Origin of the sequence: Halomonas sp. AOP22-C1-8 (assembly GCF_052378905.1) — a bacterium.
Classification (GTDB): Bacteria; Pseudomonadota; Gammaproteobacteria; order Pseudomonadales; family Halomonadaceae; genus Vreelandella; species Vreelandella citrativorans.
In genome coordinates this window covers 57,248-80,744 of the sequence record NZ_JBQSYD010000020.1, presented here as the reverse complement: position 1 = coordinate 80,744, position 23,497 = coordinate 57,248, and the positions used below count along the sequence as shown (strand labels likewise).

Here is a 23,497-nt window from a genome sequence, read left to right as displayed (position 1 = left end):
AAGAGCTGAGAATTGCACTATTCCGCTCAAGTCTATTTTGATTCTTCTCAGCTGGACTTCTTTACACATGCCCGGATTCCACGTTATTTAAATGTTAGGGTAAAACTTGTCTGTTTTAGGCCACAGTGGTTGCGATGAGGTGGTACTTGGCTAAATACGTAGCTTACACTATTTTCAGTCTCTAAATATAGTGGATGAGAGTATAAGGTTTAAGGAATAAGCTGCTCGTAGATCATGTCTCCTTCCTTTTTTTGTTCACAAATAGTTTTTTTGTTATGTCAGTTTAAAATCCATGTTATTAACCCTCCGTATACTATGCAAGTTCCCCAGGTCGAGTAGAGGATAGAAGCAGAATTAGTAGCGAATATAGTTGGTATGAGATGTATTATCATCCCAATAAGATTTGTTAGAACTGAGGTGGCAGCTCGAGTCCTTCCAATCATGTGTGCTATCGGCAGGTTGTAATTCCACAGTCGAGGATTCTTATTAAGCACAATAAAGTCTCAGCGAAAATAAGATTATTTGGCGGCGGCCTACATTTAAGGAAGTGGTTTAGGCAGGCAGACGCAACAACAAGAAAGGAAAGTTGTTGCGGCTTAATAGTCTGACTTTTTCAAACCCATACGTTTGCTCTTCGGAATGTGCCTTTGGCCCTATTAGCGTATCAGACAGAAGGAGCATAAGGCCATTCGGATGCATTAGTGGGCGGTGGAGGTTTATAAGAAGTGTATTTTAGTCACTATGAGTGATCAAAGTGAGAGTAAATTAAACCTTCTGCTGATACTGGCTAGCGCAATGACTCCCATGCTTTGGCGATAAAAAACACTGGCGAGGCATTGTTTGCGCTGCCCTATGAGGCAAATGAGGCCATTCGCCAACCCGCTATGTGCTTTACTATCAGCAACTGTTATTCACGGAGTAAACATCCATGGCCATAGGCGGCTTGATAGGATTATTGGATGACATTGCCGCATTGGCGAAGTTATCCGCCGCATCATTGGACGATGTGAGTGCCGCCGCTGGGCGTGCGACGGCGAAGGCGGCCGGGGTGGTGGTGGATGATACGGCGGTAACACCGCAATATTTGCAGGGTGTGGCAGCGGAGCGTGAACTGGCGATTGTGAAGAAAATCGCGCTGGGTTCGATCCGCAACAAGCTGATTTTTATCCTACCGGCAGCGCTGCTGTTGAACCACTTTTTGCCCGCGCTATTGCCGATCATCCTGATGGTGGGCGGCAGCTACCTAGCCTTTGAGGGCGCTGAGAAGGTCTGGCACAAGCTTTCTGGCAAGCATGACGACGACAAGCCTGCGGTAGAGAAGGGGCCTGAAGCCGAGAAAAAGATCGTGAGTGGTGCCGTTCGCACCGACCTGATTCTGTCCGCCGAAATCATGGTGATCGCGCTTTCTACTGTTTCCCATCAGGGATTCTGGTCGCAGATGGTGAGCCTGGTGGTGGTTGCGTTTGTCATCACTGTTCTGGTGTATGGCGTGGTGGCGATGTTGGTCAGGATGGATGATTTCGGGCTGAAGCTCGCCCAGCGGGACAGTTCGGGCATGCAGAAACTGGGCCGTGGTCTGGTCACGGCCATGCCCAAGGTGCTAGCGACCATCGCAGTGGTGGGTACCATCGCCATGCTCTGGGTGGGAGGACATATCCTGATGGCCAACCTGGGGGCGGATGGCACGGGTTGGTTCAACGCCCCCTATGAATGGGTACATCATATTGAGCATAGGATTAGCGAGGCCACCGGTGCCTTGGGCGGCTTGCTGGGCTGGAGTTTCAATACGTTGTGCTCAGCGGTGATTGGCTTTTTGGTGGGCTCGGTGGTGGTGGGTGTGCTGCACCTCGTTCCCTTCAAGAAGGCGCATTCGGCATAGGTGGGCCGCGACGGGCGTACCAGAGAACCAAGAGTTTAGTTATAAACGCTTTCACAGTTGTCGCGATACAGCGGGGCATCGGTGCCCAACGCCAGTCGCTTGGTGTTGCTGTTGTAGTAGAAGCGACCGGACTCGGCGCCTGAAAGCGCATAGTCGCCGCACACCCCATACCCCTTGTTGACAGTCGCCAGGTTGGAAATTTCGGCCGGTGCTTGGCTATTAAGACGCTCCGAAATCGTCTCGGCGATGTGGGCATCACGCTGGGCCTCGGAATAGGCCTGGCCACCGAATATCAGGCCCGCAACGACGAAAATGGCGACGACGGGAATCCATAGGTTATGCATAGCGTGTCCAGTGAAAGAATATAAACGTGCATGAAGTCTGCAGAAAACTATTTAGCGGGATAATAACTTTATCAGATTTGCGCAGAAAACCCCGTACTTTTAGTGCGGGGATGTCGAGCGCGTCGTATGACTACCTAAATTCATCAAGCCCAACGCAGCCAGCATCTTTTTCAGTTGAAGAGTCGGCTTTCACTATGAATTTTTCTAAACTTCCCATGAAATAAGACCATTTTTATTCATCTTTGTACTCCTGTATAAAATCCCCAGCACTCTTCGTTATAGAGCCTGCCAGCTTCTCATGAATAAGGCTGTCAGGTTTAAAAGCTGTAAAGCCGCCCGGTTTATAAATATTGGGCCGTTCCGCAGAAGCGAAGAACCGGTTCGATTTTTTACTATTGGAGGCGAGATGATGAATAACGACGTCGCATTTACTATCAAGCGTATCGGCTTCGATGAGAATTATCGTCCGTCGGACAATACGCGTATCACGACCAACTTTGCCAATTTGGCCCGGGGCGAAAGGCGGCGCGAGAACCTCCGCAATACGCTGGAAATGATCAATAACCGTTTCAATGCCCTGGTGCATTGGGATAACCCCGAAGGGCGTCGTTATTGCGTCGAACTCGACATCATTTCCGTGAGTATGGAGGTTGGCGCAAGGGGCCATGAAGCGCCTTTTCAAATCATCGAGATACTCAAAACCAGTTTTCTGGACAAGCAAACCGGCAAACGCATCGACGGTATCGTAGGGAACAACTTTTCATCCTATGTCCGAGATTACGACTTTAGCGTGCGGCTTTTAGAGCATAACAAGCACCAGTCGACTTTCAGTATTCCGGATGATTTTGGTGTTCTGCACGGCAACTTGTTTAAAAGCTTCGTGGATTCACCCGTTTACAAAGAGCATTTCGGGAAGCCTCCCGTCATATGCTTGAGCGTATCGGATAACAAGGTCTATCACCGAACCGATAATCAGCATCCCGTATTGGGGGTTGAATATCAGCCGAACGAGTCTTCGCTGACCGAGCAGTACTTCAAGAAGATGGGGCTTCAGGTTCGCTACTTTATGCCTGCCAACAGTGCTGCCCCGCTGGCGTTTTATTTTTCTGGCGACCTGCTCAACGATTACACCAACCTTGAGCTTGCCGGCACCATTAGCACCATGGAGTCTTTTCAGAAGATTTACCGGCCTGAGATCTACAACGCCAATGCGGTTGCCGGAAATGTTTATCAGCCCAACTTGAAGAACTCGGATCATTCGCTCACTCAAATCGTTTACGACCGAGAAGAACGTAGCCAATTGGCCGCCGAGCAGGGGAAATTTGCTGAAGAGAATTTCATTAAACCCTATCAGGCGATGCTTGAGCAGTGGTCTTCCAACAGCTCGCTTTAACCTAATCAAATGCACGGGATGATGACTCATGAGTAAACGCTTACCCACTTCGACGGCGGGCAGCCTGCCCAAACCCTCCTGGCTTGCCGAGCCCGAAACCCTTTGGTCGCCCTGGAAACTGCAAGACGAGGCGTTGATTGAAGGTAAACAGGATGCGCTGCGCGTGTCGTTGCAGGAACAGCAGCAAGCCGGTATCGATATCGTCAGCGATGGTGAACAAACGCGTCAACATTTCGTGACAACCTTTATCGAGCATCTTAGCGGCGTCGATTTTGAAAAGCGCAAAACCGTGAGAATTCGCAATCGCTACGATGCGAGCGTGCCGACGGTTGTGGGCGAGATCAACCGCCATAAGCCAGTTTTCGTCGAAGATGCCAGGTTTTTGCGCGAGCAAACCCGCCAACCCATCAAATGGGCGCTGCCGGGTCCGATGACCATGATCGACACACTGTATGACGATCACTATAAAAGTCGTGAGAAGCTGGCGTGGGAATTTGCGAAAGCGCTCAATCAGGAAGCCCGGGAACTGGAGGCAGCAGGCGTCGATATCATTCAGTTCGACGAACCTGCGTTCAACGTATTCTTTGATGAGGTGAATGACTGGGGAATCGCCGCCTTGGAAAGAGCCATTGAAGGGCTCAAATGCGAAACGGCTGTCCATATCTGTTATGGCTACGGCATTAAAGCCAATACGGATTGGAAAAAGACGCTAGGATCGGAGTGGAGGCAATATGAAGAAGTCTTCCCCCGGCTGCAAAAATCCAACATCGATATCGTATCGCTGGAGTGCCAGAACTCCCACGTGCCCATCGAGCTGATCGAACTTCTGAGCGGCAAGAAGGTGATGCTGGGCGCCATCGACGTCGCCACCAATACCATCGAAACGCCGGAAGAAGTCGCCGCAACGCTTAGAAAGGCACTTCAGTTCGTGGATGCCGACAAGCTTTACCCGTGCACCAACTGTGGCATGGCGCCACTTTCTCGCTCGGTTGCGCGAGGCAAGCTCAGTGCCTTGAGTGCCGGAGCGGAGATCGTTCGAAAAGAACTTTGATATCTTAACGTCAGTAAAAATCTGGTTTCTATCTGGGAACGAGGTGGGGCTGACGACTCTGAACGCCTGCTCCTATACATGGCAGAGCAAGCGTTCAGATTAAGTAAATCAGATCTAGCTTAGCCCTGAGCAAGCGCGCGGCGTGCTTTAAGCGTGGAAAAAAAGCTCCATACCAAAATCAGCGCAGCAATGGCGAGGATGGTGGCGCTGATCGGCCGCTCAATGAAGGTCGCAAAATCTCCCGACGAGAGCAGCATGGCGCGGCGGAAGTTGTCCTCCATCATCGGGCCAAGTACAAACCCCAAAATGAGCGGCGCCGCTGGGAAAGCCAGTTTGCGCATCAAAACGCCCAACGCACCGAATATCATCACCAGTAGTACGTCGAACGAGCTGTTATTGACGCTGTAGGTGCCCAGGCAAATGAACATCAATACGGCGGGAAACAGCAGATGATAAGGGACGGCAAGCAGGCGTACCCATAGACCAATAAGAGGAACGTTAAGGATAACCAGCATAATATTACCGATCCAGAAGCTCATGACGAGACCCCAGAAAAGGCTCGGTTGCTCTGTCATCAGACCGGGGCCAGGTGTAACGCCATGAATAATGAGCGCACCTAACATTAGTGCCATTGTCGGGCTACCGGGTATACCCAAGGCCAGAGTAGGGATGAACGAGGTTTGGTCAGCTGCGTTATTGGCTGATTCCGGAGCCATGACGCCTTCAATTGCTCCTTTACCAAATCGGCTTGGATCTTTGGATGAGCGCTTTTCCACTGCATAAGCGATAAACGCGGCCAGTGACGGGCCTGTTCCCGGTAGGGCGCCAAAGAATGAGCCAATGCTTGAGCCGCGCAGCATCGGGAACCACGAACGTCGCATATCATCGCGCGTAGGTTTCATGGCACGTAGCGTCAGGTCAGACGATTTAAAGCGGTTTGCCTTAACACTGCCAACGCTAATAATGAGCTCCGCTACCCCGAACACTCCCATGGCCAGTGCTACCAGGCTAATGCCGTCACCGAGTTCTGGGATACCAAAGGCAAAACGTTGTGTGCCTGTGTAAACGTCGGTACCGATACTGCCAAGGAAAATACCCAGCATGACCATGACGAAGCCTTTGACTGCGGAGCCATCAGCAATACCGGTCGCCGCAATTAGCCCTAGCAGCATTAATGAGAAGTACTCAGCGGGGCCCATGCTCAAGGCATATTGTGCTATCACCGGTGCGAAAAGGGTCAGGATGACGATGCCGATGGAGCCGCCAACGAAAGAGGCCACTGTGGTCATAAACAGAGCAACGGCACCACGACCTTTTTGTGCCATAGGGTAGCCATCTAAACAGACCACCGCATTGGCAGGCGTGCCTGGCACGTTAAGCAGGATAGACGCCGTGCTGCCACCGTAACTCGTGCCGTACCATATTCCTGCCAGCATTATGAGTGCTGATGTCACTTCCATATGAAACGTTATGGGAAACAGCATGGAAATGGCGGCTAAAACGCCAACGCCCGGGATAACGCCAAGCAGTGTTCCTAGAAACACGCCAACAAAGCAGAAAAACAGGTTGCTGAACGAAAGTGCGGTGTGCAAACCAAGCGAAAGATTGCCAAAAAAGTCCATTAGAATGCCCACCTGAAGATCGGTATGTTCATGCCAAGTGCCAAGCGGAAGATCAAAATGGCCACCAGAATGAGAAAGGCGATGAGTGCCAAAACCGTCTTGATTCGCAACTGCTTATCGGCAAGCGAGGTGATCAGTGTTAACAGGAAAATGGCAGGTACTAAGCCAACACGTGGTACTGCAAGAGAGAAGACCAAAATTCCGCTGAGGATAGCGGCTAGCGGGCGCCACTCAATGCTTGGCATTGGAAAATGTGGGCGCGATGCGCCTCCAATGGTAAGCATTATGCCAAGCAGGGCAATAATCGATCCTATGCCCATAGGAACCATGCCAGGCCCCATACGCTGAAGTGACCCAAGGTTATAATGCGTAGTGGCATAGGCGGCAATGATTAAGCCAAAAGCTGCCAGTGCCATCCCCGTAATAATGTCAACGATATCGCGATTTAGCATAATGATGTCTCCCATAAGGCCGAGCAAATAAATCAATGCCCGGCCTTAAATGATCACTCCACTGTCGCGCCCGAGGCGCTTACTGCTTCAGCCCAGCGCTCATACTCGGCCTGCAGGTAAGCAGCAAATTCATCGGCGGAACCACCTTCCACCGTACTGCCCTCGTTCTCTATCGTTTCGATCAGGCGTTCATCCTGAAGAGCCTGATTGATAGCGGCGTTAAAGGTTGCGACTACATCGTCGGGAAGACCGGCGGGGCCGACCACTGCTTTCCAGTCGGAGGCTTCAAAACCTTCATAGCCTAACTCGGCTATCGAGGGAACATCGGGTAGCGCCGCGTTGCGCTCAGCCGAGGTAACGGCTAATGCTTTTAATGAGCCTGACCGAATATGCGACAATAAGCTGGGAAGGCTGGCAGTCACAAAGTCCACATGCCCACCAATGGCGTCCGTTACCGCTTGGGCCGCACCGGGGTAGGGTACATGCATGAACTCTACGTCTGCTTGGTCGCTAAATACTTCCATCGACAGGTGACTCACCGTGCCAGAGCCGGGCGTACTCATGGACACTTTGCCTGGGTTTTCTCTGGCGGCGGCGACTAAAGATTCAAAATCTTCGTAGGCCGAGTTCTGGTTAACGGCCAGCACCATGGGTTGTGAGCTAACTAGCGCAATAGGCGTAAAATCATTTAATGAGTCGTAGGGGATGCTGGCGTACAGCGTTGGGTTAATCGCCATGTTAGACGTTTGCCCCATACCCATAACCTGCCCATCATTTTTAGCACGCGCAAGTTGTGAAAGGCCGATGTTGCCTCCTGCTCCGCCGCGGTTCTCAATAACAAAGTTCCATCCTTGCTGCTCGGAAAGCTTCTCTGTCAGTACGCGTGAAGCAAAATCAGTACCTCCACCGGCGGAGAAGGGCACAATGAAGTCGATTGATCCTTTGGGATAGGACTGGGCCATTCCTACGGCAGGAAGAATAAGCAATGCAGCGCAAGCGATAGATTTTAAAGCGTTGTTTTTCATGGCGTGTTCCTTATTATTGATGTTGTCGTACTGCTTGTTGTTGTGTGCTGAAGAAATGTTATGTGTTGAAGTAACGTCGTGTTCTGGGGTAATGACTAAAGCGGACAGCCTTTCTTACGCAGGATGGAATCGAAGCGCTCGCGGTCGACCTCGCCGGTTTCATTCTGCGCACGTATACGCGCCTCTTTCGCTGCCTGGGTTTGGCACAGGCTTAAAAGCGCCTCGGCTTCACTAGCGGGGATAGCGATAACGCCGTCGGCGTCGCCCAGAATTAAGTCACCAGGCATCACTGTCATGCCTGCACAGGAAATAGGAATGTTTATCTGGCCAGGGCCATCCTTGCTGGGGCCACGATGAACATGGCCGCGGGCGTAAACTGGTAAGACGCCTTCGGCCCATTCAGCGACATCGCGCAGCGCGCCATCAATCACGATACCACCTAGTTGGCGGGCAATTGCTGTTGTGCGCATCAGCCCACCAATCACCGCGGTAGAGAGGTCGCCGCCCCCGTCGATAACGATAATGTCACCTGGCTGGGCGCGCTGTATGGCGACATGCACCATGAGGTTGTCACCTGGGCGGGTACGCACCGTAATAGCCGTACCACACATGGTGAGTCCAAGGTCGTTGTGATAAGCGCAAAGGCCTACTGCACCGGTGTGCCGCCCCATCACATCCCCCGCATGAGCGACCGGCACTTGTTTAAAGGCGGTCAGCAGCTTTTGCGTTAGGGTGGTTTGGCGCGGTTGGACAGCAAAGCCAGCAGGCCATGTTCCGCCATCAAGCGTCATGCTCATTGGGTTATCTCCAGTAAGTGTTCGTTGACGATGCGTCCATGCGCAGGGGAATGCCCAGACAGCAGTGCCAAGGCATTTTCGGCAGCAGCACGGGCAGTCAGTGCCAGCGCTGCATCGCTATTACCGCCTACATGCGGGGTGAGTACCACTTGGGGTAAACGCAGAAGAGGATGATTTTCGGGAGGTGGCTCAATGTTCAAGGTATCCAGCCCCGCGCCTTTTAGGCGGTCAGCCATGATGGCTTCGGCCAAGGCGTCCTCATCAATCAGCCCCCCGCGGGCGGTATTGATCACAATGGCGCCCGAATGAAGCTTCGCGAGTGCTGCGGCATCAATCAGGTTCTGGGTAGAGGGCAACAGCGGGCAGTGCAGAGAGAGGACATCGCTACTGGTTAGCAGGTCGTCCAGGTTAGTCGCCTTGGAAATACCTTCCGGCATGGTTTTCAGGGCGGGGTCATAAGCGATAACGCGCATACCAATGGCATTTGCCATTCGGGCTACATGGCGGGCGATGGTGCCGCAACCCACCAGCCCTAACACGCGGCCTGAAAGTTGTAAGCCAGGGGTTTGCCTCGGCCATTCACCGGCACTAACACGTTGGCTCAGATTCGACACGTTACGCGCCACGGTGATCATCAGACCAATGGCTAGCTCAGCGACCGACTGTGCATTGGTATCACCGACGACTGTCACAGGAATGCCCATCTCAGCCGCTGCTTGAATATCTACTGCGTCATGGCCTACGCCGTGGCGGGATATCGCGCGCAGCCCTTGGCACGATGCAATGGTTGCTTTATTCAGCGTGAGCGTGCGTGCGATGACTGCGTCGATAGGCTGGCTGGCCATTATTTCACCCAGGCTATCTTCCTCCCCTTTGGGGATGAATAGCAGACGACAGCCTGCTTGTTCCAGCACTTCCCGGCCTTCGTCAGCCAGACGTGGAGCCGTCACCAGAATCGTATAACTCATGGCTGGCCGCCTTCCTGCTCAACACTACGGGGAGCATGGCCGGTATAGGTCCAGGTTTCGGTACGGGGGAGTGGGCCTTTATTGCGCTCGGGTCGCTGCATCTGTTCCCAAGCATGGCTCATGATGCCTACCGAGCGAGATAGCACAAACAGGCCGCGGCATAGCGCTGGTGGAAATCCCAGCGCCGCATAAATAGCGCCGGTTGCACCATCTACATTCATGGGAATTGCACGGCTGCGGCCTTGGGATATCTGGCGCTCAACTTCTTCTGCAATGTCGGCGAAATGAGTGTTGATGCTGTCGTCGGCTGTGGCGCGTAGAACCTCCATCAGTTTGGGGGCTCGTGGGTCTTTAGGATGGAAGCGATGCCCGAACCCTGGGATATAGCGCACGCCACTCTCTTTAAGCTTGGCAAGCTCGGTATGGGTGGCAGAGGTAATATCTTCACCAGCTTCACAGCGTGCCTGGATAGCGTTATATAGCGCCACGCACTGCTCGCCCGCACCGCCATGTACATCACCAAGTACATTGGCTGCAGAAGCCATGGCGTTGTTGATGCCTACACCGCAGGTGGATGCAATGCGCGCAATTGCAATAGACGGCGCTTGTGGACCGTGGTCAATGGAGCTCATCAGTACCGTGCTTAACAGAGTCGCCTGGGCTGCACTGGGTAGATCGCCGCGTAGCATCAACCAGATCATTTCCGGGAAGCCGACCTTGCCAATCAGATCCTCAATGGCGTAGCCGTGGTAGCGAATTATACCGGGGGACATTTCTATGATATCGGTAGACCACCAGTCTTCACCGGCGGTACGGCGGTTCTCTTCAATCATTTTTCCGTCTCTTTGGTTGTTATGTTTGGATGAGTGAAGGCGGCGCGTGCGGCAGCGTCATAGCCGAGCTCTGCAAGGATCGCATCGGTGTCCTGACCCAATGTGGGAGGCGGTGTTTTGGGTTCGGGATCGCCGCTGCCCAGGCGAAAACCTGAGCGCACTACTGAGAGGTTTGTCTGGCCGACGACGCCGGGGAACGTGCGCGTTAACTCACGCTCTTCGACCTGGGGGTGGCGAAGCGCCTGAGGAACGGTGAGCACTTCGCCTGCTGGTATGCCGCGGGCGTTCATTTGTGTTGCCCACTGCTCAGCGGAAGCGCTTTGCAAGGCGGCTTCCAACTCGATAGTTAAAGCGTTACGGTTGCGCTTGCGCTCTTCACGTAATTGAAATCGTGGATCGGATATCAAATCCACGCGCTCTATCAACTGGCACAGAATCTCGAACTGTTCCTGCTTATTGGCGGCGATGTTCAACAACCCATCACCAGTGCGGAAGGTGCCGGATGGGGCCGCCGTTGTATTTTGGTTTCCCATAGGAAGTGGCTCAATGCCACACGTCAGCCAGTTGGATACCACCCAGCCCATGGTGCCCATCATGGACTCAAGCATGGATACATCAATAAACTCGCCGTGCCCGGTTCTATTTCGGCCGACCAAGGCGCTGGAAATGGCGAAAGCTGCGGTCATACCACCGATGGTGTCGCAAACGGGGTAGCCAACGCGCAGCGGTGCAGACGTTTCATCGCCTGTCACGCTCATTACGCCGGAAAGACCTTGGATAATCTGATCGTAAGCAGGGTTCTTTGCCAGCGGGCCGGTTTGTCCAAACCCTGAAATAGCACAGTAGATCAGGCGTGGATTAAGCGCTTGAAGACTCTCATGTCCAAGGCCAAGCCGGTCCATTACGCCAGGGCGAAAGTTTTCGACCAATACATCGGCGGTTTGTACCAGTTTGCGAAAAGCCTGCTTGCCTTGGTCGGATTTTAGATTGAGCTCAATGGAGCGCTTGCCCGCATTCTGGGCGAGAAATGAAACGCCCATTAGTTGGGCATTCAGTTCAGGGTCGGCTCCTAACTGGCGGGCCAAATCTCCACTTCTGGGTTGCTCAACTTTGATGACATCGGCACCCTGCTGCGCTAACTGATAGCAGCAGTAAGGACCAGCAAGAACGTTGGTCAGATCCAGCACCCGAATCCCTTTTAGCAGTTCAGACATGGGGCTTGCCGAATGCTGTAATTTTGATAAGCGGCATAATGGTTCCTTTTTGTTCTGTCAGGCATAATAGTGTTCTTTATGGCAGAACGATTTTTACATGTCAAACATGTTCTATTTTAAAAATGTTTGTTCTGTCAGGTAGAACTAGGTGCAATGGAGGTGTAGCTTGGTCCAAAAGCAAAATCGAGTAGAAGCCGTTGAGCGTGCTTTAACGATCCTGGAAGCGTTTACAGATCAGGAGCGATCGCTGTCGCTCGTTACGTTAGCGGAGCGTACGGGGCTTTATAAAAGCACTATTCTTCGGTTGATAGGATCCTTGGAGCGCTTTGGCTATATCGTTCGTGAAGGCGATGGCACGTATGCTTTGGGGCCCAGCCTATGGCGGTTAGGAAATCTATTCCGTCATACAGGAGATATGGGCGAGCTTATTCGTCCGCAGTTGACTCAATTGGTAGAGCAAACTCAGGAAACGGCATCGTTCTTTATCCGCTTGGGTAACCAGCGCATGTGCCTTTATCGGCTGAACTCGCCAAAGCCTGCCCGGCACCATCTGGATGAAGGGGCATTACTGCCTATTGAACGGGGGGCGACAGGCCGCGTTCTTTTAGCGTTCAGTGGGGAAGAAGGCGCGTTCTATGATGATATCCGTACCAAAGGCTATGCCTTCTCAAAGGGCGAACGAGACCCGGATGTTGCTGCCATAGCGCTGCCGGTACTCGACCGGCATGGAGTAATGCGCGGCGCAATATCCGTTTCTGCATTAATCACCCGGTTAACCGATGATAAAGTCGAATCAACAGTCGAGTTGCTCAAAGCGAGTTGTGACACCTTGCGTGAAACCATGCCTTAAAAAGTATTACCACAGTGACAGCAGGACTGTTGAACACTGGTCTAATTGTCTCGCGTATTTTAGCCTCCAAGCTGCTGTGCCCAATGAGACCCCCCTGCCTTAAATGGTGAAGGAGGAGGCTGCTCTTGCGGGCTTCTTGATAGGTGCCGCTTTGGGACCAGACGCGGGCGGCGGTCATGTCGGAAAAGCGCAGAATTACCGCGCTTTCCATCACTTCAAAGTCGCCGTAGAAGGCGACCAGCAAGAAGTCGAACAACTGATCAGTAGGCGTACTTGCTACTCTTCCAACTGACGATTCGCCGCCCTAACGAAAGTGGTGGGAGATTGGCCAAGCACCTTGCGAAACATGCTGGAGAAAGCGGCTGGGCTGTCGTAGCCGAGTTCCAGCGCGGTGCGAGTAACGGAACTACCGGACAGCAGCCTGGGAAGGGCGGCCATCAGGCAGGCCTGTTGACGCCATACGGCAAAGGACATGCCGGTCTGCTGACGGAACAGGCGATTGAAGGTGCGCTGGCTGCGATGCATCTGCCGGGCCCAGTCTTCGGGAGGGCTGTGTATATGTGGCTGGCCGAGAAATGCTCGGCACAGGCTGGCTAGTTGAGGGTCATGGGGCAGGGGCGCAAATAGCGGCAGGGCCTGAGCCTGTTGCAGCTCGTATAGAAGTAGTTGCGCCAAGGCGCCATCGCGGCCATTTTCATCATAGAGCGCGGGTAGATGGGCGGAAGCCAGCAGCAGGTGATGCAACAGAGGCGTCACGACCAGCACCTCACAACTGCAAGTCGTTCGTGGCGCGACGCGGGGCTCGATGTACAGGCTTCGGGTGCTCACCCCGTTCATACGTACTTGGTGGCGCTTGCCCGCAGGCAGCCAGACTCCGCTATAGGGCGGCACCATCCAGGTGCCGTCATCCGTATTGACTTCCATCACGCCTGTCATGCCATAGAGAAACTGGGCGCGGCGATGGGCATGAAAGTCAAGAAGCGTACCGGGGCTGTAGTCAGTGCCGATGGCCACTATGGGCCGTGCCACGTGATCCACGTCGGATAAAGGAGTATTGAGCATAATCGTTATTCTGGCCGAAATGCGATGATTATTGTCCAAAAATCGAAGGTCAGCCAGTTCTAGTCGGCATATCCTCCCTGCTGTTGAATTTCATCAGGAGAGTGGCGGTGTATAGCGTATTACTTCTTTGTGGCGGTTTGGCGGGCGTCACCACCGTGTTGTTCGGCTTCGGTGGTGGGTTTGTAGTGGTTCCCTTGCTGTATACCTTACTGATTGCCGTCCATGGGCCAGATAGCGCGGCGGGTATGGCAGCCATGCATATCGCGGTGGCTACCTCGACGGCGCTGATGATCTTCGCGGCTTCAATGGCAACATGGCGTCATCATCGGCGACAGACCGTGCAGTGGCATCTAGTGCGTCCGTTAGTCGGCTATATCGCCATGGGGGCGGTGCTCGGCGCGGCAGTGGCAGTATCGTTAAGTGGCGAATGGGTGCGCTGGGCGTTTATCGGCTATCTGGGTATTACGATTGCGGATGCTATTCTGCGGCCCGGTTTTCTGCGTCAGTCAGGGAGTGATGTGCGCCCTATGGGGCGTGGGGTAACGGCAATGGTGGGTACACTGATTGGTGCGGTGGCTGCTTTGCTGGGCGTGGGTGGCAGTGTAATGACCGTACCGCTTATGCGGCGAAGAGGCGCGAGCATGACGGCGGCCACGGCCATGGCCAATCCGTTGTCGTTGCCCATGGCAGTGAGTGGCACCGCGACGTATGTGTTGCTGTCGGCAAATCACTCAGCGTTAGGAAACTGGTATGCCGGTTATGTGGATCTGCGTGCCTTGCTGGTACTTGCGGTGGGCTCATGGCTCGGTATCCGCTTGGCGTCAGTCTGGATCGGGCGCATCCCTGACCGTATTCATGCCAAGGTGTACCTGTTATTGCTGACAATGGTGCTGGTGGTGATGGTTTTTATGCATTGAATTGAGTCAGGCTGTGGCGATGAACTGTTTTATCCCAATGTGGTGACTCGGACAGCGCATCTGCTTTACTTCGTGATTAAAGGCCGATGGTAACAGTGGCGCTGGCGCTCTTAGTCGCACCACCTCAAAGGAAAAACTCCGCTATTGGCCGTTAGAGCAGTTCATTGGTGAATAAGCCAAGAGTGATATTGCTATTCAGCCATTAGGCACAGATATGCTGGTCTTTAAAAAGATAAAAGGGCCGTTCGTAACCACGAACGGCCCTTTGTGCGTCTATGCGTAATTGCAAAAAGGCTTACGTCTCTTCAACCCCATCCACAATAAACACGCGGTAGTCGGCACCCTGGAAACGATGCTGGCGAGCTTCTTGGTAGGCGTCGCTTTGGTACCAGGCGCGGGCGGCGGCCATGTCGGGGAAGCGCAGAATTACCGCGCCTTCCATGTCGCTGCCTTCCATTACTTCAAAGTCACCGTAGAAGGCGAGTGGCTTCGGGTCGTGGCCTTCGCGGGCGGCTTTGGCCTTGGTGGCGTATTGCTCCATTTCTTTCGCGTCGTGGGTGCGTTCACGCGTCAGTACAACATAAGCCGGCATTCCATTCTCCTTGGGTAATTATCAGGAAAGCTTCTTTAACAGCGCTTGGGCGGTGGCTTCGGATGAGCCGGGGTTTTGTCCGGTAATCAGCAGGCCGTCGACGAGCACGTAAGAACTCCAGTCATCGCCTTTACTGTACTCACCGCCGCTCTCTTTGAGCATATCTTCGACCAAAAACGGTACCACGTTTGTCAGGCCAACGGCGTCTTCTTCGCTGTTGCTGAAACCGGTCACTTTACGGCCAGCGACCAGCGGCTTGCCGTCGCTGCCTTTCACATGACGCAGCACACCGGGGGCGTGGCATACCGTAGCAACAGGCTTGTTGGCGGCAATGGCGTCTTCAATCAGGCGCACAGATGTAGCGCTCTCGGCCAGGTCCCACAGCGGGCCGTGGCCGCCGGGGTAAAATATGGCGTCGAACTCAGCAATATCGATATCGGCAAGCTGATGGGTGTTAGCCAGCGCCGCTTGGGCGTCGAGGTCCACTTGGAAGCGGTTAGTAGCCTCAGTTTGAGCATCCGGTACGTTGCTGTTGGGGTCGAGCGGCGGCTGGCCACCAGCGGGCGAGGCCAGGGTTAGCTCGGCACCTGCATCTTTACACGCATAGTAAGGCGCGGCCAGCTCTTCGAGCCAGAAGCCGGTTTTATTGCCGGTATCGCCAAGCTTGTCGTGTGAGGTAACCACTACGAGAATTTTCATGATTGAGTCCTTTGCAGGCTGAGAGGGCGGCTGGGGTCGAGGTTTAACAAAGCGTAGGTGGCTTTAAAGGCGGCATCCAGCGGCACCCGGTCGCGGGTGATTTTGGCGCGCAGGCTGGCGCCCAGCCATAGCTGGTAAAGGGTGGTGGCTAGTTCCAGGGCACTACCTTGAGCGCTAACGGATTGAGGCAGCGAGCCATCGGCAGTGGCGGCTTCGATTGACTGGGCTAACCTGGTAATAATGCGCTCAGTGCCATGTTGCAGCACGCGGCGCATGCGCTCGGAAAGATCGCTGACTTCGGCGGCAAGCTTCACCGCCAGGCATTTTCCGCTGGGGTCGCAATGGTGTTGGGTATCCCGCCAGTGCGCCCAGTAGCTGAGAAAACGCTCAGCGTGAGAAGCGCCCGGCTGGGTAAGGCGTTCTTCAATTTGCGCGAGATAACCACTGAAGTAGTCTTCCAGCAGTGCTTCGCCAAACGCTTCTTTGGAGCTGAAGTAGTGATAAAAGGAGCCTTTAGGCACCTCGGCGGCTTTGAGAATCTCGTTAAGACCTACCGCCGAGAACCCCTTGCCACCGATGATGACCTGGCCGGTGTTAAGAATGCGCTGCCGGACATCGCCGGTGACGGGTATCATGTTCATAGCGACTAGCTTACGCCTGATTAGACCAGTCGTCTAGCTAGGTCTCGCCGTTTCTATCTCGCCGTTTCTATGATGATGGTTTCCACTGTGGTTGGAGTGGCCCGCCCACCGGGGCAGTCTCCGGCACGGTTACGGAAGCCACCCGCGCTTGTGCTGCCGAAAGCTCGGCCGGGTCGCCGCGCTCGTTCTCCGGGTTTTGCCCCGGCGGGTAGGCGCCGACCATGCAAAAATCGTCGTCCGCCTCTACGCAGGCATGACCCACTCCTGCGGGCAGTACCAGCACATCACCCGCGTAAAGCATCACTTCTTGGCCATTGGGGCCGCCCAGCCGCGCTCTGGCTTGGCCCTGAAAAATGCCTAGCGCCTCGTGGGCGGTGGAGTGAAAGTGGTCAAAATCATATAAATAGTAACGCCATGCGGGCGGCCAGCCGTGCTGTTTGAACATGTTTTCAAAGGTATCGGCCCGCGCTTCTGCGCTACTGAGGTCGAGAACCTTGCGGTATATCAGTACGGGTAGTGGGGAGTTGGGATAGCCGCTCGTTTCATCGCTATCAAAAGTGAGTGTTTCGGGCTGTGGGATGCTCACCGTGGCCTCCTTGCCTATGCTTTTTTGAGCTCGGTATGAAGTTTCAAGATTCTGTTTTCAAAGCTCTTCTTCCAAGACTGTGCTGCCGTTCTCTTGTTTGATCAGATACGCAGGGTGGGGCTTCTCGCTATCTTTGTGGGTCACCTGGCCTGTGGCCCAGTGATCAGCCCATTTCATTTCACCCACTCGCGTTGCTTGAAGTCCGCCATTGCAAAACTCCATCGCTACACACACTGTTCAAGCATTGTTCGTTTTAGGCGTTTCTGCAATGTCGGTTCCTACCATCGCTTTTTCAAAAGCAGTGAATCTTCCTGGTTAGTTGGAGAGTCTCGCAATTACTTTGATTTCAAAATCGAAGCCTGCCAGCCAGTTTACGCCGACCGCCGTCCAGTTGGGGTAGGGTTTATCTGGGAACGCGCGGGTCTTGGCTTCCAGCACGGTAGTGAATTGGGCTTCAGGGTCCGTATGAAAGGTTGTGACATCGACGATATCGTCAAAGCTTGCGCCTGCGGCTTCCAGCACGTTTTGCAAGTTGTCGAAGGCGAGCTGAACCTGTGCGGCGAAGTCCGGTTCGGGTGAACCATCTTCACGGCTGCCCACTTGGCCCGATACAAATAGCAAGTCGCCCGAGCGGATGGCCGCAGAATAGCCATTCTTCTCGTAAAGTGCCTGCCTGCGTTGAGGGTAAACTGCGTTACGCGTTGCCATATCTCTTTCTCCATCCGTTATTCAAATATCAGCTTGGCCGTTGGGTGATTTACTCTAGGTCTGCTGTCAGGCTGGATAAACAGAGAATTCTGATTAACACTGTTTGCATTTTCCAAACAATCACAGGGCGGTGTCGTTGTAATGGACCGTTTTAATGCGATGCAGGCATTTGCTCGGGTCGTGGAGACGGGCAGCTTTACCAAGGCCGCTGAAACGCTGCATATCAGTAAAACCAGCGTGACCCAGTTAGTGCAGCAGTTAGAGGCACGGCTGCGGGTAAAGCTGCTTAACCGCACCACCCGTAAGGTTAACGCGACGGCAGACGGCGCGGCCTACTACGAGCGCGTTATAAAACTGTTAGCCGATATGGATGATGCTGAAACCAGCCTCTCCAATGCGGTGATGTCGCCTCGCGGACGGCTTAGAGTTGATGTGCCCAGCCCGTTTGCGCGAATGATTTTGATACCGGCACTACCGGACTTCTACGCGCAGTATCCCGATATTCAACTTGATATGGGCGTTAGCGACCGCTTGGTGGACTTAATTGACGAAAATGTGGATTGCGTAGTGCGTGGCGGAGAACTTACCGATTTATCGTTGGTGGCGCGCCGGATAGGGGAACTGAGTGTTGGTATTTACGCCGCGCCCAGTTATCTGCAAAAAAGCGGGGGCGCCTTCGCATCCGTCAGCGTTATCTGCCCCGCCTCATTACATTGTCGGCTTCAAGTGGCGTGCTGGTTTGGCTTCCCTCTATACCCTTCACCACGAAACAGAGAGCGTTAGCGTTCAAGGGCACTATAGGATATGATGGCAGTGCAGCGCTTGCGGCAGGTTTGGCGGGGCTGGGCACGATTTTGTTGCCTGATTACATGGTCCGGGAACACGTTGCACGCGGTGAGTTAGTGCCCTTATTCGAAGAGTGGCACCTGGACCCTATGCCGATGTTCATCGCATTTCCGCCCAATCGGCATGTAAGCGCTAAGCTACGTGTGTTCATTGATTGGGTTGTTGCGCTAATGAATGAGCGTGAGCTGGGGCATAAACCAAACCGCTAATAGACTAAAGTTCAGCGCAGCGAATGGCTATAGAAGTGGCGTAACTTGGTACGCTAGTTGGGATTGGTATCAAGATTTCAAACATACGCTCACTTCTCCGTTTCCCGTGTCGAGTTAAGGCGAATTCATGATCATTTCAAGCCCTTCTGATTACCGGCAAGCCGCCAAGCGGCGTGTTCCTCGTTTTTTGTTTGATTACCTTGATGGCGGCTCGGTCACGGAAAGCACGCTGCGCAGCAATGTGGAGGCGTTGCAGGCTATTCCTTTACGTCAGCGCGTGCTGCAGGGGGGCGGGACGCCGTCGCTTGAAACCGAAATTTTAGGCAGCCAGTGGAAAATGCCGGTTGCGCTGGCACCGGTGGGCGCCACGGGCATGTATGCTCGGCGCGGCGAAGTGCAGGCTGCGCGCGCGGCAGAAAAGGCGGGGATTCCCTATACGCTCTCCACCGTTTCGGTTTGCTCGATTGAGGAAGTGGCGAAAAATGCCCACGGCGAGCAGTGGTCTCAGCTTTATGTGCTGAAAGATCGCGGCTTTATGAAAAATGCCCTGGAGCGCGCTTGGGAAGCAGGCATGAAAACGCTAGTGTTTACCGTGGATATGCCGCTGCCGGGTTCGCGCTACCGTGACCGTCGCTCGGGTATGTCAGGCCCCAATGCCAAGCTGCGCCAGTACGCTCAGGCAATCACCCACCCGCAGTGGGCGTTTGATGTAGGGCTTAAAGGCAAGCCGCTGTCGTTCGGTAACATCGAGGCCTACACCGGGCGCGAAATGAACATGGACGACTACATGGGCTTTCTGGCGAAAAACTTTGACCCCTCCATTAGCTGGAGTGAGCTTGAGTGGATTCGTGAGAGCTGGAAGGGCAAGCTGATCATCAAAGGGTTGTTGGATAAAGAAGATGCGCGAGATGCGGTACGCATGGGGGCCGACGGTATCGTGGTGTCCAACCACGGTGGGCGCCAATTAGATGGGGCTATTTCTACCGCCCAAGCGCTACCGCATATTGCCGAGGCCGTGGGCGATGAGCTGACGGTGCTGGCGGACTCTGGCGTGCGCTCTGGGCTTGATGTGGTGCGTATGCTGGCGCTAGGCGCCCAAGGCGTTCTACTGGGCCGTGCTTACGTTTACGCCTTGGCCGCACGGGGCGAGCAGGGCGTTTCCCACCTGCTGGATCTAATCGCCGCCGATATGCGCGTCACCATGACGTTGATCGGCGCCAACTCGCCTGCCGAGATCAACTCAAGCCACCTGGATGCTGTGGTTAAAGAGATGAAAAGGAGCGAGTAGCACACGCGGACTGTTGGATGGCCCAACGTGGTAGCTTGGTAGCCACTTCCAGGCGAATATTGGCTGATGATGGAGTCAATCGGTATCATATCGCTGATGCTGTTCATCATTAAGCCACTGTACGCGAGCTTCTATGACCCAATCTAAAACGCCCTTCATTGTGGTACTGAGCCTGGCATTAACCATGATGCTGGGCCCGTTTTCCATGGATACGTACCTGCCGGCCTTTCCGGTCATTGGCGAGTCGCTGGGGATATCTCAGCAGGCCGTATCGTTAAGCGTTTCGGTGTACGTGTTCGCGATGGCTGTGGGGCAGCTCATTGGAGGGGCGCTTTCGGACCGCTTCGGTCGCCAACGTGTATTGATGAGCGGGCTGGCAATTTTTGCGCTCGCAAGCATTGTCATCGGCGTGGCGGAATCCTTGAACACTCTGCTTAGCGGGCGGGCCGTTCAAGCCATTGGCGCGGGGTTAACGCTGGTGTCGGTACCGGCACTGGTGCGCGACCGGGTGGCGGGCCGTGATGCCGCGAAGCTGTTCTCGATGATGGGCTTTATCATGGTGCTGGCGCCGGGTATCGCCCCGAGCGTTGGTAGTGCGATTTTGGCGGTGGGTTCCTGGCACAATATTTTCTTTGCCTTGGCGGTTTACGCGGTGCTGCTGGTGCCGTTACTGGTGCGGGTGCTTTTTTCCGGGAAGGGCAAAGTGTCGCGATCAAAAAGCCCCAAGATGAGCTTGCTGGCGCGTTACAAACTGGTGCTGTCGACGAAACCAGCTTTACCGTTTATCGCTTGGCAGGCCGCCTCCTTCTCCACCCTGATGATGTTCATTACCTACGCTTCCTTTATCTATCAGGGGCACTTCGGCCAGTCGCCCTCAAGTTTTTCGATGCTGTTTGCGGCTAACATCGTCGCGATGCTTTTCTTCAATATTTGCAACCGTGTACTGCTTTCCAGAATATCGTCGCTGCGTATTCTGCAATTGGCAACGGGCTGCCAAGCGGTCGGCATTGTATTGTTAGTGATGGCTGCCTTTATGGAGTGGCCAATGTACGCTTTCCTGTTCGCCATGATGCTGACCATCGGCACAGTAGGGGCGATCTCGCCCAATATTCAGGCCTGCTTTTTGGAGTTCTTCCCCACTAGTAGTGGTACCGCCGCCGCGCTTTTGGGCGCCGCTCAGTTCGGTATCGCCGGGATTTTGAGCGCCCTATCTGCCATGCTGCCGCATACGCTTGAAGCGGTGGTGTTGGCCATGGCCGCCTGTGGCTCGGTCGCGTATCTGCTGCTTGCCCGCTCAATTATCAAGGGGCGTGCCGCGGTCGAGGCGTAATGAGCCCAACAGCGCCCCTTGCCAAAAGCCCCGTGTTATCCAGAACACGGGGCTTTTTTATTAAGTATCTGCTGAGCTTACTAATTGTTCGAAAAGTGCTTCTATGGTCTGCGCAGTCGGTGTTTCGTTAGCAAACAGGATGCGGTACATCAGAGGCGCCACCACTATTTGGGTGACCCGCCCTATATCTATCGGCTGCTCTCCTCTGGCAAGACCGCGTTCGTTGATTACTTCGATCTGCTGACGCAAGAAACCATCACATTTACCCGCGCTGGTATGGCCTTCTGTGCCTAGAACATCGCGGAGCATCGCCCGCCCTGGGGCTGATGACATCTCCTCAAAGTACTCAACAAGCCAGGCTAACAAGTCGCTACGCAAACTTCCCGTATCGGCTGGCGGCTGCTCCGGCTGTAGTTGCTCGACGGCAACGTCGGCCAGTAACTGGGTAAGGTCACCCCAGCGACGGTAGATCGTCGAGGGGGTGACGTCAGCGCGTGTGGCGATGGCGGGCACCGTAAGCCCGGCCCGGCCTTGTTCTTGTTGCAGATCTCGAACGGCTTGATGAACGGCAGCCTGAATACGAGCGCTGCGGCCACCTGGACGGGGGGTGGGTTTGTTGGTCATGTGTTCCTTCAGTACTTATTCGTCAGTACGGTTTCGTCGGTACGGTGCAATAAATCGCTAAAGCAAAATATTTGCGTTAGTGATTTATTGAGTTTATGCTCTTTAAAGCTAATATTTTGCCTTTTGGGAGAGATCATGTCCATCAACGTTTCTGATACTGTCCGCCGTTCCTCTAGCTGGAGTTTGTCTCCCGCCCGTACCGTTTTCCTGCACACAGCGATAATGATTGCCTTTTTAGCAGCATCGAGTGCGCCTACCCCGCTGTACCAACTTTATCAGCAGCAGTGGAGCTTTAGCGCAACACTGCTGACGGTGGTTTTTGCCACTTACGCGCTGGCTTTGCTTTTGGCACTGCTGGTGACGGGGAGGCTGTCCGATCATATTGGTCGACGTCCGGTTATTGCCATGGCGTTGTCGCTACAGATCATCGCTATGGTGGTTTTTTTGGGTGCGGCCGGGCCGGGTTGGCTGATTGGTGCGCGCGCTCTGCAAGGCTTTGCCACGGGTATGGCCACTGCAGCAGTTGGCGCGGCGATACTCGATGTTAGTCGGGAGAAGGGGGCTGTGATTAACAGTATCTCACCACTGCTTGGTATGGCAGCCGGCGCGCTAGGCAGTACCTCGTTGATCGTGTTGGCGCCCGATCCGCTGCACATGGTGTACGCGTTGTTGCTGGCTATTTTTCTGGTGATGCTGGGCTTGATTTGGTTGGCACCAGAGACGGTGACATATCGCCCGGGTGCATGGGCAAGCCTGAAACCACGCATTACCGTGCCGCTGCAAGCGCGCAAAACGCTGTTATCTGTCACTCCTGCAAACGTGGCAGTGTGGATGCTAGGTGGTTTTTATCTATCGCTTATGCCATCGCTGATCGTTGACGTTACGCATGTGAACACGCCATGGCTGGGTGGTCTTGTCGTCGCAGCGCTAACGCTCACCGGCGCCACAGCGGTTCTGGCGGCTCGCAAGCTGAGCGCTTTTACAACCCTCTTGTCTGGCGAACTTGCCTTGGTCGCAGGGCTGGTTGTCATTTTGGTCGGGGCTAACCAGGGAAACGCGGTCTTGCTGTTGGCCGGGTCGGTCATTGCGGGGTTTGGGTTTGGCGCGAGCTTCCTCGGGGCTGTACGCAGTGTCCTGCCGTTGGCTGAGCCCCATGAACGTGCCGCGCTGATGGGCGTGTTCTATATCGAAAGTTATCTGGCCCATAGCGTGCCCACGATGGCTGTCGGCTTCCTGGCGCAGAAGGCCGGCTTGCTGGCCGCGGTCAATGTCTATGGTGCGGTGATCACAGCGCTGGCCTTGCTCGCCATTATCCTGCTGCTTATGCAAGCGCGCACTTCAATGAAGAAAGGAAATCAAGCATGACTGTTCAAAATGTCTCTCCTATGTCCGCCGAGGAAACCCTGGCTCTGGCTACTAGCCTAGGGCTGCCCCTGAACTCTGAACGTGCGCCACTGATTGCGGGTGTACTGCATCACATACACACGGTCATTGCCCGGCTCGACGAATTACCTATTGATGAATCATGCACTCCTTCATTTGCCTTTGATGCTAGCCAGGGGAACAA

General features: G+C 54.2%; 25 protein-coding genes. 10 read left to right on the top strand and 15 right to left on the bottom strand.

Translation table 11 applies throughout. The features are described from left to right. The first annotated feature begins 928 nt into the window (after positions 1 to 928). Positions 929 to 1,879, top strand: coding sequence for a DUF808 domain-containing protein (locus ACT3TY_RS12075; protein ID WP_441680010.1), 951 nt, complete (start codon positions 929 to 931; stop codon positions 1,877 to 1,879). Positions 1,880 to 1,914: 35 nt separating this feature from the next. On the opposite strand, the gene ACT3TY_RS12070 is transcribed toward ACT3TY_RS12075, so the two are convergent. Further along, on the bottom strand, positions 1,915 to 2,223 hold the full coding sequence (locus ACT3TY_RS12070) for a hypothetical protein (RefSeq protein ID WP_149573861.1): 309 nt from the start codon (positions 2,221 to 2,223) through the stop codon (positions 1,915 to 1,917). A gap of 409 nt (positions 2,224 to 2,632) precedes the next feature. Here ACT3TY_RS12070 and ACT3TY_RS12065 point away from each other — a divergent pair, with 409 nt between their 5' ends. Further along, positions 2,633 to 3,616, top strand: coding sequence for a DUF1852 domain-containing protein (locus ACT3TY_RS12065; protein ID WP_172118200.1), 984 nt, complete (start codon positions 2,633 to 2,635; stop codon positions 3,614 to 3,616). 28 nt (positions 3,617 to 3,644) lie between these two features. After that, the gene (locus ACT3TY_RS12060; RefSeq protein WP_441680008.1) at positions 3,645 to 4,667 is read left to right on the top strand and encodes a methionine synthase; all 1,023 of its coding nucleotides are present in this window, start codon (positions 3,645 to 3,647) and stop codon (positions 4,665 to 4,667) included. Between the two features lie 119 nt (positions 4,668 to 4,786). Here the strand turns inward: ACT3TY_RS12060 and ACT3TY_RS12055 are convergent, their stop codons facing one another. The 7 genes from ACT3TY_RS12055 to ACT3TY_RS12025 form a co-directional block, all read right to left on the bottom strand. Further along, positions 4,787 to 6,289, bottom strand: a complete 1,503-nt coding sequence (locus tag ACT3TY_RS12055; protein ID WP_441680006.1) for a tripartite tricarboxylate transporter permease — start codon at positions 6,287 to 6,289, stop codon at positions 4,787 to 4,789. Continuing rightward, on the bottom strand, positions 6,289 to 6,741 hold the full coding sequence (locus ACT3TY_RS12050) for a tripartite tricarboxylate transporter TctB family protein (RefSeq protein WP_441680004.1): 453 nt from the start codon (positions 6,739 to 6,741) through the stop codon (positions 6,289 to 6,291). The genes ACT3TY_RS12055 and ACT3TY_RS12050 overlap by 1 nt, the downstream gene beginning before the upstream one ends. 53 nt (positions 6,742 to 6,794) lie before the next feature. Then, the gene (locus ACT3TY_RS12045; protein ID WP_441680002.1) at positions 6,795 to 7,766 is read right to left on the bottom strand and encodes a Bug family tripartite tricarboxylate transporter substrate binding protein; all 972 of its coding nucleotides are present in this window, start codon (positions 7,764 to 7,766) and stop codon (positions 6,795 to 6,797) included. Positions 7,767 to 7,861: 95 nt separating this feature from the next. Continuing rightward, positions 7,862 to 8,563, bottom strand: coding sequence for an RraA family protein (locus ACT3TY_RS12040; protein ID WP_441680000.1), 702 nt, complete (start codon positions 8,561 to 8,563; stop codon positions 7,862 to 7,864). Then, a complete protein-coding gene (locus ACT3TY_RS12035; RefSeq protein ID WP_441679998.1) occupies positions 8,560 to 9,531 on the bottom strand; it encodes a hydroxyacid dehydrogenase in 972 nt (323 codons plus the stop codon). Before ACT3TY_RS12035 ends, ACT3TY_RS12040 begins: the two co-directional genes overlap by 4 nt. Beyond that, positions 9,528 to 10,364, bottom strand: a complete 837-nt coding sequence (locus tag ACT3TY_RS12030; RefSeq protein WP_441679996.1) for a citryl-CoA lyase — start codon at positions 10,362 to 10,364, stop codon at positions 9,528 to 9,530. Before ACT3TY_RS12030 ends, ACT3TY_RS12035 begins: the two co-directional genes overlap by 4 nt. Further along, entirely contained in the window at positions 10,361 to 11,578 is a 1,218-nt protein-coding gene (locus ACT3TY_RS12025; protein WP_441679994.1) for a CaiB/BaiF CoA transferase family protein, read from the bottom strand. The genes ACT3TY_RS12030 and ACT3TY_RS12025 overlap by 4 nt, the downstream gene beginning before the upstream one ends. 166 nt (positions 11,579 to 11,744) lie before the next feature. Here ACT3TY_RS12025 and ACT3TY_RS12020 point away from each other — a divergent pair, with 166 nt between their 5' ends. Next, complete coding sequence (locus ACT3TY_RS12020) at positions 11,745 to 12,428, top strand: IclR family transcriptional regulator (protein WP_441679992.1); 684 nt, start codon at positions 11,745 to 11,747, stop codon at positions 12,426 to 12,428. Positions 12,429 to 12,704: 276 nt separating this feature from the next. Here the strand turns inward: ACT3TY_RS12020 and ACT3TY_RS12015 are convergent, their stop codons facing one another. Further along, on the bottom strand, positions 12,705 to 13,490 hold the full coding sequence (locus ACT3TY_RS12015; RefSeq protein ID WP_444628403.1) for an AraC family transcriptional regulator: 786 nt from the start codon (positions 13,488 to 13,490) through the stop codon (positions 12,705 to 12,707). Between the two features lie 107 nt (positions 13,491 to 13,597). Here ACT3TY_RS12015 and ACT3TY_RS12010 point away from each other — a divergent pair, with 107 nt between their 5' ends. Beyond that, positions 13,598 to 14,407: a sulfite exporter TauE/SafE family protein gene (locus ACT3TY_RS12010; protein ID WP_087108065.1), complete on the top strand. Its 810-nt coding sequence runs from the start codon at positions 13,598 to 13,600 to the stop codon at positions 14,405 to 14,407. 295 nt (positions 14,408 to 14,702) lie between these two features. Here the strand turns inward: ACT3TY_RS12010 and ACT3TY_RS12005 are convergent, their stop codons facing one another. The 5 genes from ACT3TY_RS12005 to ACT3TY_RS11985 all read right to left on the bottom strand — a co-directional run bounded on the left by ACT3TY_RS12005 (position 14,703) and on the right by ACT3TY_RS11985 (position 17,633). Next, positions 14,703 to 14,999 carry a DUF1330 domain-containing protein gene (locus tag ACT3TY_RS12005; RefSeq protein ID WP_172118158.1) on the bottom strand — a complete coding sequence of 99 codons (297 nt, stop codon included), beginning with the start codon at positions 14,997 to 14,999 and terminating at the stop codon, positions 14,703 to 14,705. A gap of 21 nt (positions 15,000 to 15,020) precedes the next feature. After that, positions 15,021 to 15,698: a type 1 glutamine amidotransferase domain-containing protein gene (locus tag ACT3TY_RS12000; RefSeq protein ID WP_193055383.1), complete on the bottom strand. Its 678-nt coding sequence runs from the start codon at positions 15,696 to 15,698 to the stop codon at positions 15,021 to 15,023. Then, the gene (locus ACT3TY_RS11995) at positions 15,695 to 16,339 is read right to left on the bottom strand and encodes a TetR family transcriptional regulator C-terminal domain-containing protein (protein ID WP_444622402.1); all 645 of its coding nucleotides are present in this window, start codon (positions 16,337 to 16,339) and stop codon (positions 15,695 to 15,697) included. The genes ACT3TY_RS12000 and ACT3TY_RS11995 overlap by 4 nt, the downstream gene beginning before the upstream one ends. Positions 16,340 to 16,406: 67 nt before the next feature. Next, positions 16,407 to 16,925 (bottom strand): cupin domain-containing protein, encoded by a 519-nt coding sequence (locus tag ACT3TY_RS11990; protein ID WP_444622401.1) that lies wholly within the window; start codon positions 16,923 to 16,925, stop codon positions 16,407 to 16,409. 315 nt (positions 16,926 to 17,240) lie between these two features. Continuing rightward, the gene (locus ACT3TY_RS11985; protein WP_444628402.1) at positions 17,241 to 17,633 is read right to left on the bottom strand and encodes a RidA family protein; all 393 of its coding nucleotides are present in this window, start codon (positions 17,631 to 17,633) and stop codon (positions 17,241 to 17,243) included. Positions 17,634 to 17,774: 141 nt separating this feature from the next. Here ACT3TY_RS11985 and ACT3TY_RS11980 point away from each other — a divergent pair, with 141 nt between their 5' ends. The 4 genes from ACT3TY_RS11980 to ACT3TY_RS11965 all read left to right on the top strand — a co-directional run bounded on the left by ACT3TY_RS11980 (position 17,775) and on the right by ACT3TY_RS11965 (position 21,306). Further along, on the top strand, positions 17,775 to 18,416 hold the full coding sequence (locus ACT3TY_RS11980; protein ID WP_444628401.1) for a LysR family transcriptional regulator: 642 nt from the start codon (positions 17,775 to 17,777) through the stop codon (positions 18,414 to 18,416). Further along, entirely contained in the window at positions 18,365 to 18,688 is a 324-nt protein-coding gene (locus ACT3TY_RS11975) for a LysR substrate-binding domain-containing protein (protein WP_444628399.1), read from the top strand. The genes ACT3TY_RS11980 and ACT3TY_RS11975 overlap by 52 nt, the downstream gene beginning before the upstream one ends. A gap of 127 nt (positions 18,689 to 18,815) precedes the next feature. Next, complete coding sequence (gene lldD, locus ACT3TY_RS11970) at positions 18,816 to 19,976, top strand: FMN-dependent L-lactate dehydrogenase LldD (protein ID WP_172118153.1); 1,161 nt, start codon at positions 18,816 to 18,818, stop codon at positions 19,974 to 19,976. 133 nt (positions 19,977 to 20,109) lie between these two features. Beyond that, the gene (locus ACT3TY_RS11965) at positions 20,110 to 21,306 is read left to right on the top strand and encodes a Bcr/CflA family efflux MFS transporter (protein WP_444628397.1); all 1,197 of its coding nucleotides are present in this window, start codon (positions 20,110 to 20,112) and stop codon (positions 21,304 to 21,306) included. Positions 21,307 to 21,366: 60 nt separating this feature from the next. On the opposite strand, the gene ACT3TY_RS11960 is transcribed toward ACT3TY_RS11965, so the two are convergent. Then, a complete protein-coding gene (locus tag ACT3TY_RS11960; RefSeq protein WP_444628395.1) occupies positions 21,367 to 21,930 on the bottom strand; it encodes a TetR/AcrR family transcriptional regulator in 564 nt (187 codons plus the stop codon). A 135-nt stretch (positions 21,931 to 22,065) separates the two neighbouring features. Here ACT3TY_RS11960 and ACT3TY_RS11955 point away from each other — a divergent pair, with 135 nt between their 5' ends. After that, positions 22,066 to 23,295: an MFS transporter gene (locus ACT3TY_RS11955; protein ID WP_444628394.1), complete on the top strand. Its 1,230-nt coding sequence runs from the start codon at positions 22,066 to 22,068 to the stop codon at positions 23,293 to 23,295. The last annotated feature ends 202 nt before the right edge of the window (positions 23,296 to 23,497 follow it).

What these genes read in the sequence shown, in the direction of transcription:
- ACT3TY_RS12075 (WP_441680010.1), top strand. Translation starts at nt 929, where the DNA reads ATGGCCATAGGCGGCTTGATAGGATTATTGGATGACATTGCCGCATTG.
- ACT3TY_RS12070 (WP_149573861.1), bottom strand. Translation starts at nt 2,223, where the DNA reads ATGCATAACCTATGGATTCCCGTCGTCGCCATTTTCGTCGTTGCGGGC.
- ACT3TY_RS12065 (WP_172118200.1), top strand. Translation starts at nt 2,633, where the DNA reads ATGAATAACGACGTCGCATTTACTATCAAGCGTATCGGCTTCGATGAG.
- ACT3TY_RS12060 (WP_441680008.1), top strand. Translation starts at nt 3,645, where the DNA reads ATGAGTAAACGCTTACCCACTTCGACGGCGGGCAGCCTGCCCAAACCC.
- ACT3TY_RS12055 (WP_441680006.1), bottom strand. Translation starts at nt 6,289, where the DNA reads ATGGACTTTTTTGGCAATCTTTCGCTTGGTTTGCACACCGCACTTTCG.
- ACT3TY_RS12050 (WP_441680004.1), bottom strand. Translation starts at nt 6,741, where the DNA reads ATGCTAAATCGCGATATCGTTGACATTATTACGGGGATGGCACTGGCA.
- ACT3TY_RS12045 (WP_441680002.1), bottom strand. Translation starts at nt 7,766, where the DNA reads ATGAAAAACAACGCTTTAAAATCTATCGCTTGCGCTGCATTGCTTATT.
- ACT3TY_RS12040 (WP_441680000.1), bottom strand. Translation starts at nt 8,563, where the DNA reads ATGAGCATGACGCTTGATGGCGGAACATGGCCTGCTGGCTTTGCTGTC.
- ACT3TY_RS12035 (WP_441679998.1), bottom strand. Translation starts at nt 9,531, where the DNA reads ATGAGTTATACGATTCTGGTGACGGCTCCACGTCTGGCTGACGAAGGC.
- ACT3TY_RS12030 (WP_441679996.1), bottom strand. Translation starts at nt 10,364, where the DNA reads ATGATTGAAGAGAACCGCCGTACCGCCGGTGAAGACTGGTGGTCTACC.
- ACT3TY_RS12025 (WP_441679994.1), bottom strand. Translation starts at nt 11,578, where the DNA reads ATGTCTGAACTGCTAAAAGGGATTCGGGTGCTGGATCTGACCAACGTT.
- ACT3TY_RS12015 (WP_444628403.1), bottom strand. Translation starts at nt 13,490, where the DNA reads ATGCTCAATACTCCTTTATCCGACGTGGATCACGTGGCACGGCCCATA.
- ACT3TY_RS12005 (WP_172118158.1), bottom strand. Translation starts at nt 14,999, where the DNA reads ATGCCGGCTTATGTTGTACTGACGCGTGAACGCACCCACGACGCGAAA.
- ACT3TY_RS12000 (WP_193055383.1), bottom strand. Translation starts at nt 15,698, where the DNA reads ATGAAAATTCTCGTAGTGGTTACCTCACACGACAAGCTTGGCGATACC.
- ACT3TY_RS11995 (WP_444622402.1), bottom strand. Translation starts at nt 16,339, where the DNA reads ATGAACATGATACCCGTCACCGGCGATGTCCGGCAGCGCATTCTTAAC.
- ACT3TY_RS11985 (WP_444628402.1), bottom strand. Translation starts at nt 17,633, where the DNA reads ATGGCAACGCGTAACGCAGTTTACCCTCAACGCAGGCAGGCACTTTAC.
- ACT3TY_RS11980 (WP_444628401.1), top strand. Translation starts at nt 17,775, where the DNA reads ATGGACCGTTTTAATGCGATGCAGGCATTTGCTCGGGTCGTGGAGACG.
- lldD (WP_172118153.1), top strand. Translation starts at nt 18,816, where the DNA reads ATGATCATTTCAAGCCCTTCTGATTACCGGCAAGCCGCCAAGCGGCGT.
- ACT3TY_RS11965 (WP_444628397.1), top strand. Translation starts at nt 20,110, where the DNA reads ATGACCCAATCTAAAACGCCCTTCATTGTGGTACTGAGCCTGGCATTA.
- ACT3TY_RS11960 (WP_444628395.1), bottom strand. Translation starts at nt 21,930, where the DNA reads ATGACCAACAAACCCACCCCCCGTCCAGGTGGCCGCAGCGCTCGTATT.
- ACT3TY_RS11955 (WP_444628394.1), top strand. Translation starts at nt 22,066, where the DNA reads ATGTCCATCAACGTTTCTGATACTGTCCGCCGTTCCTCTAGCTGGAGT.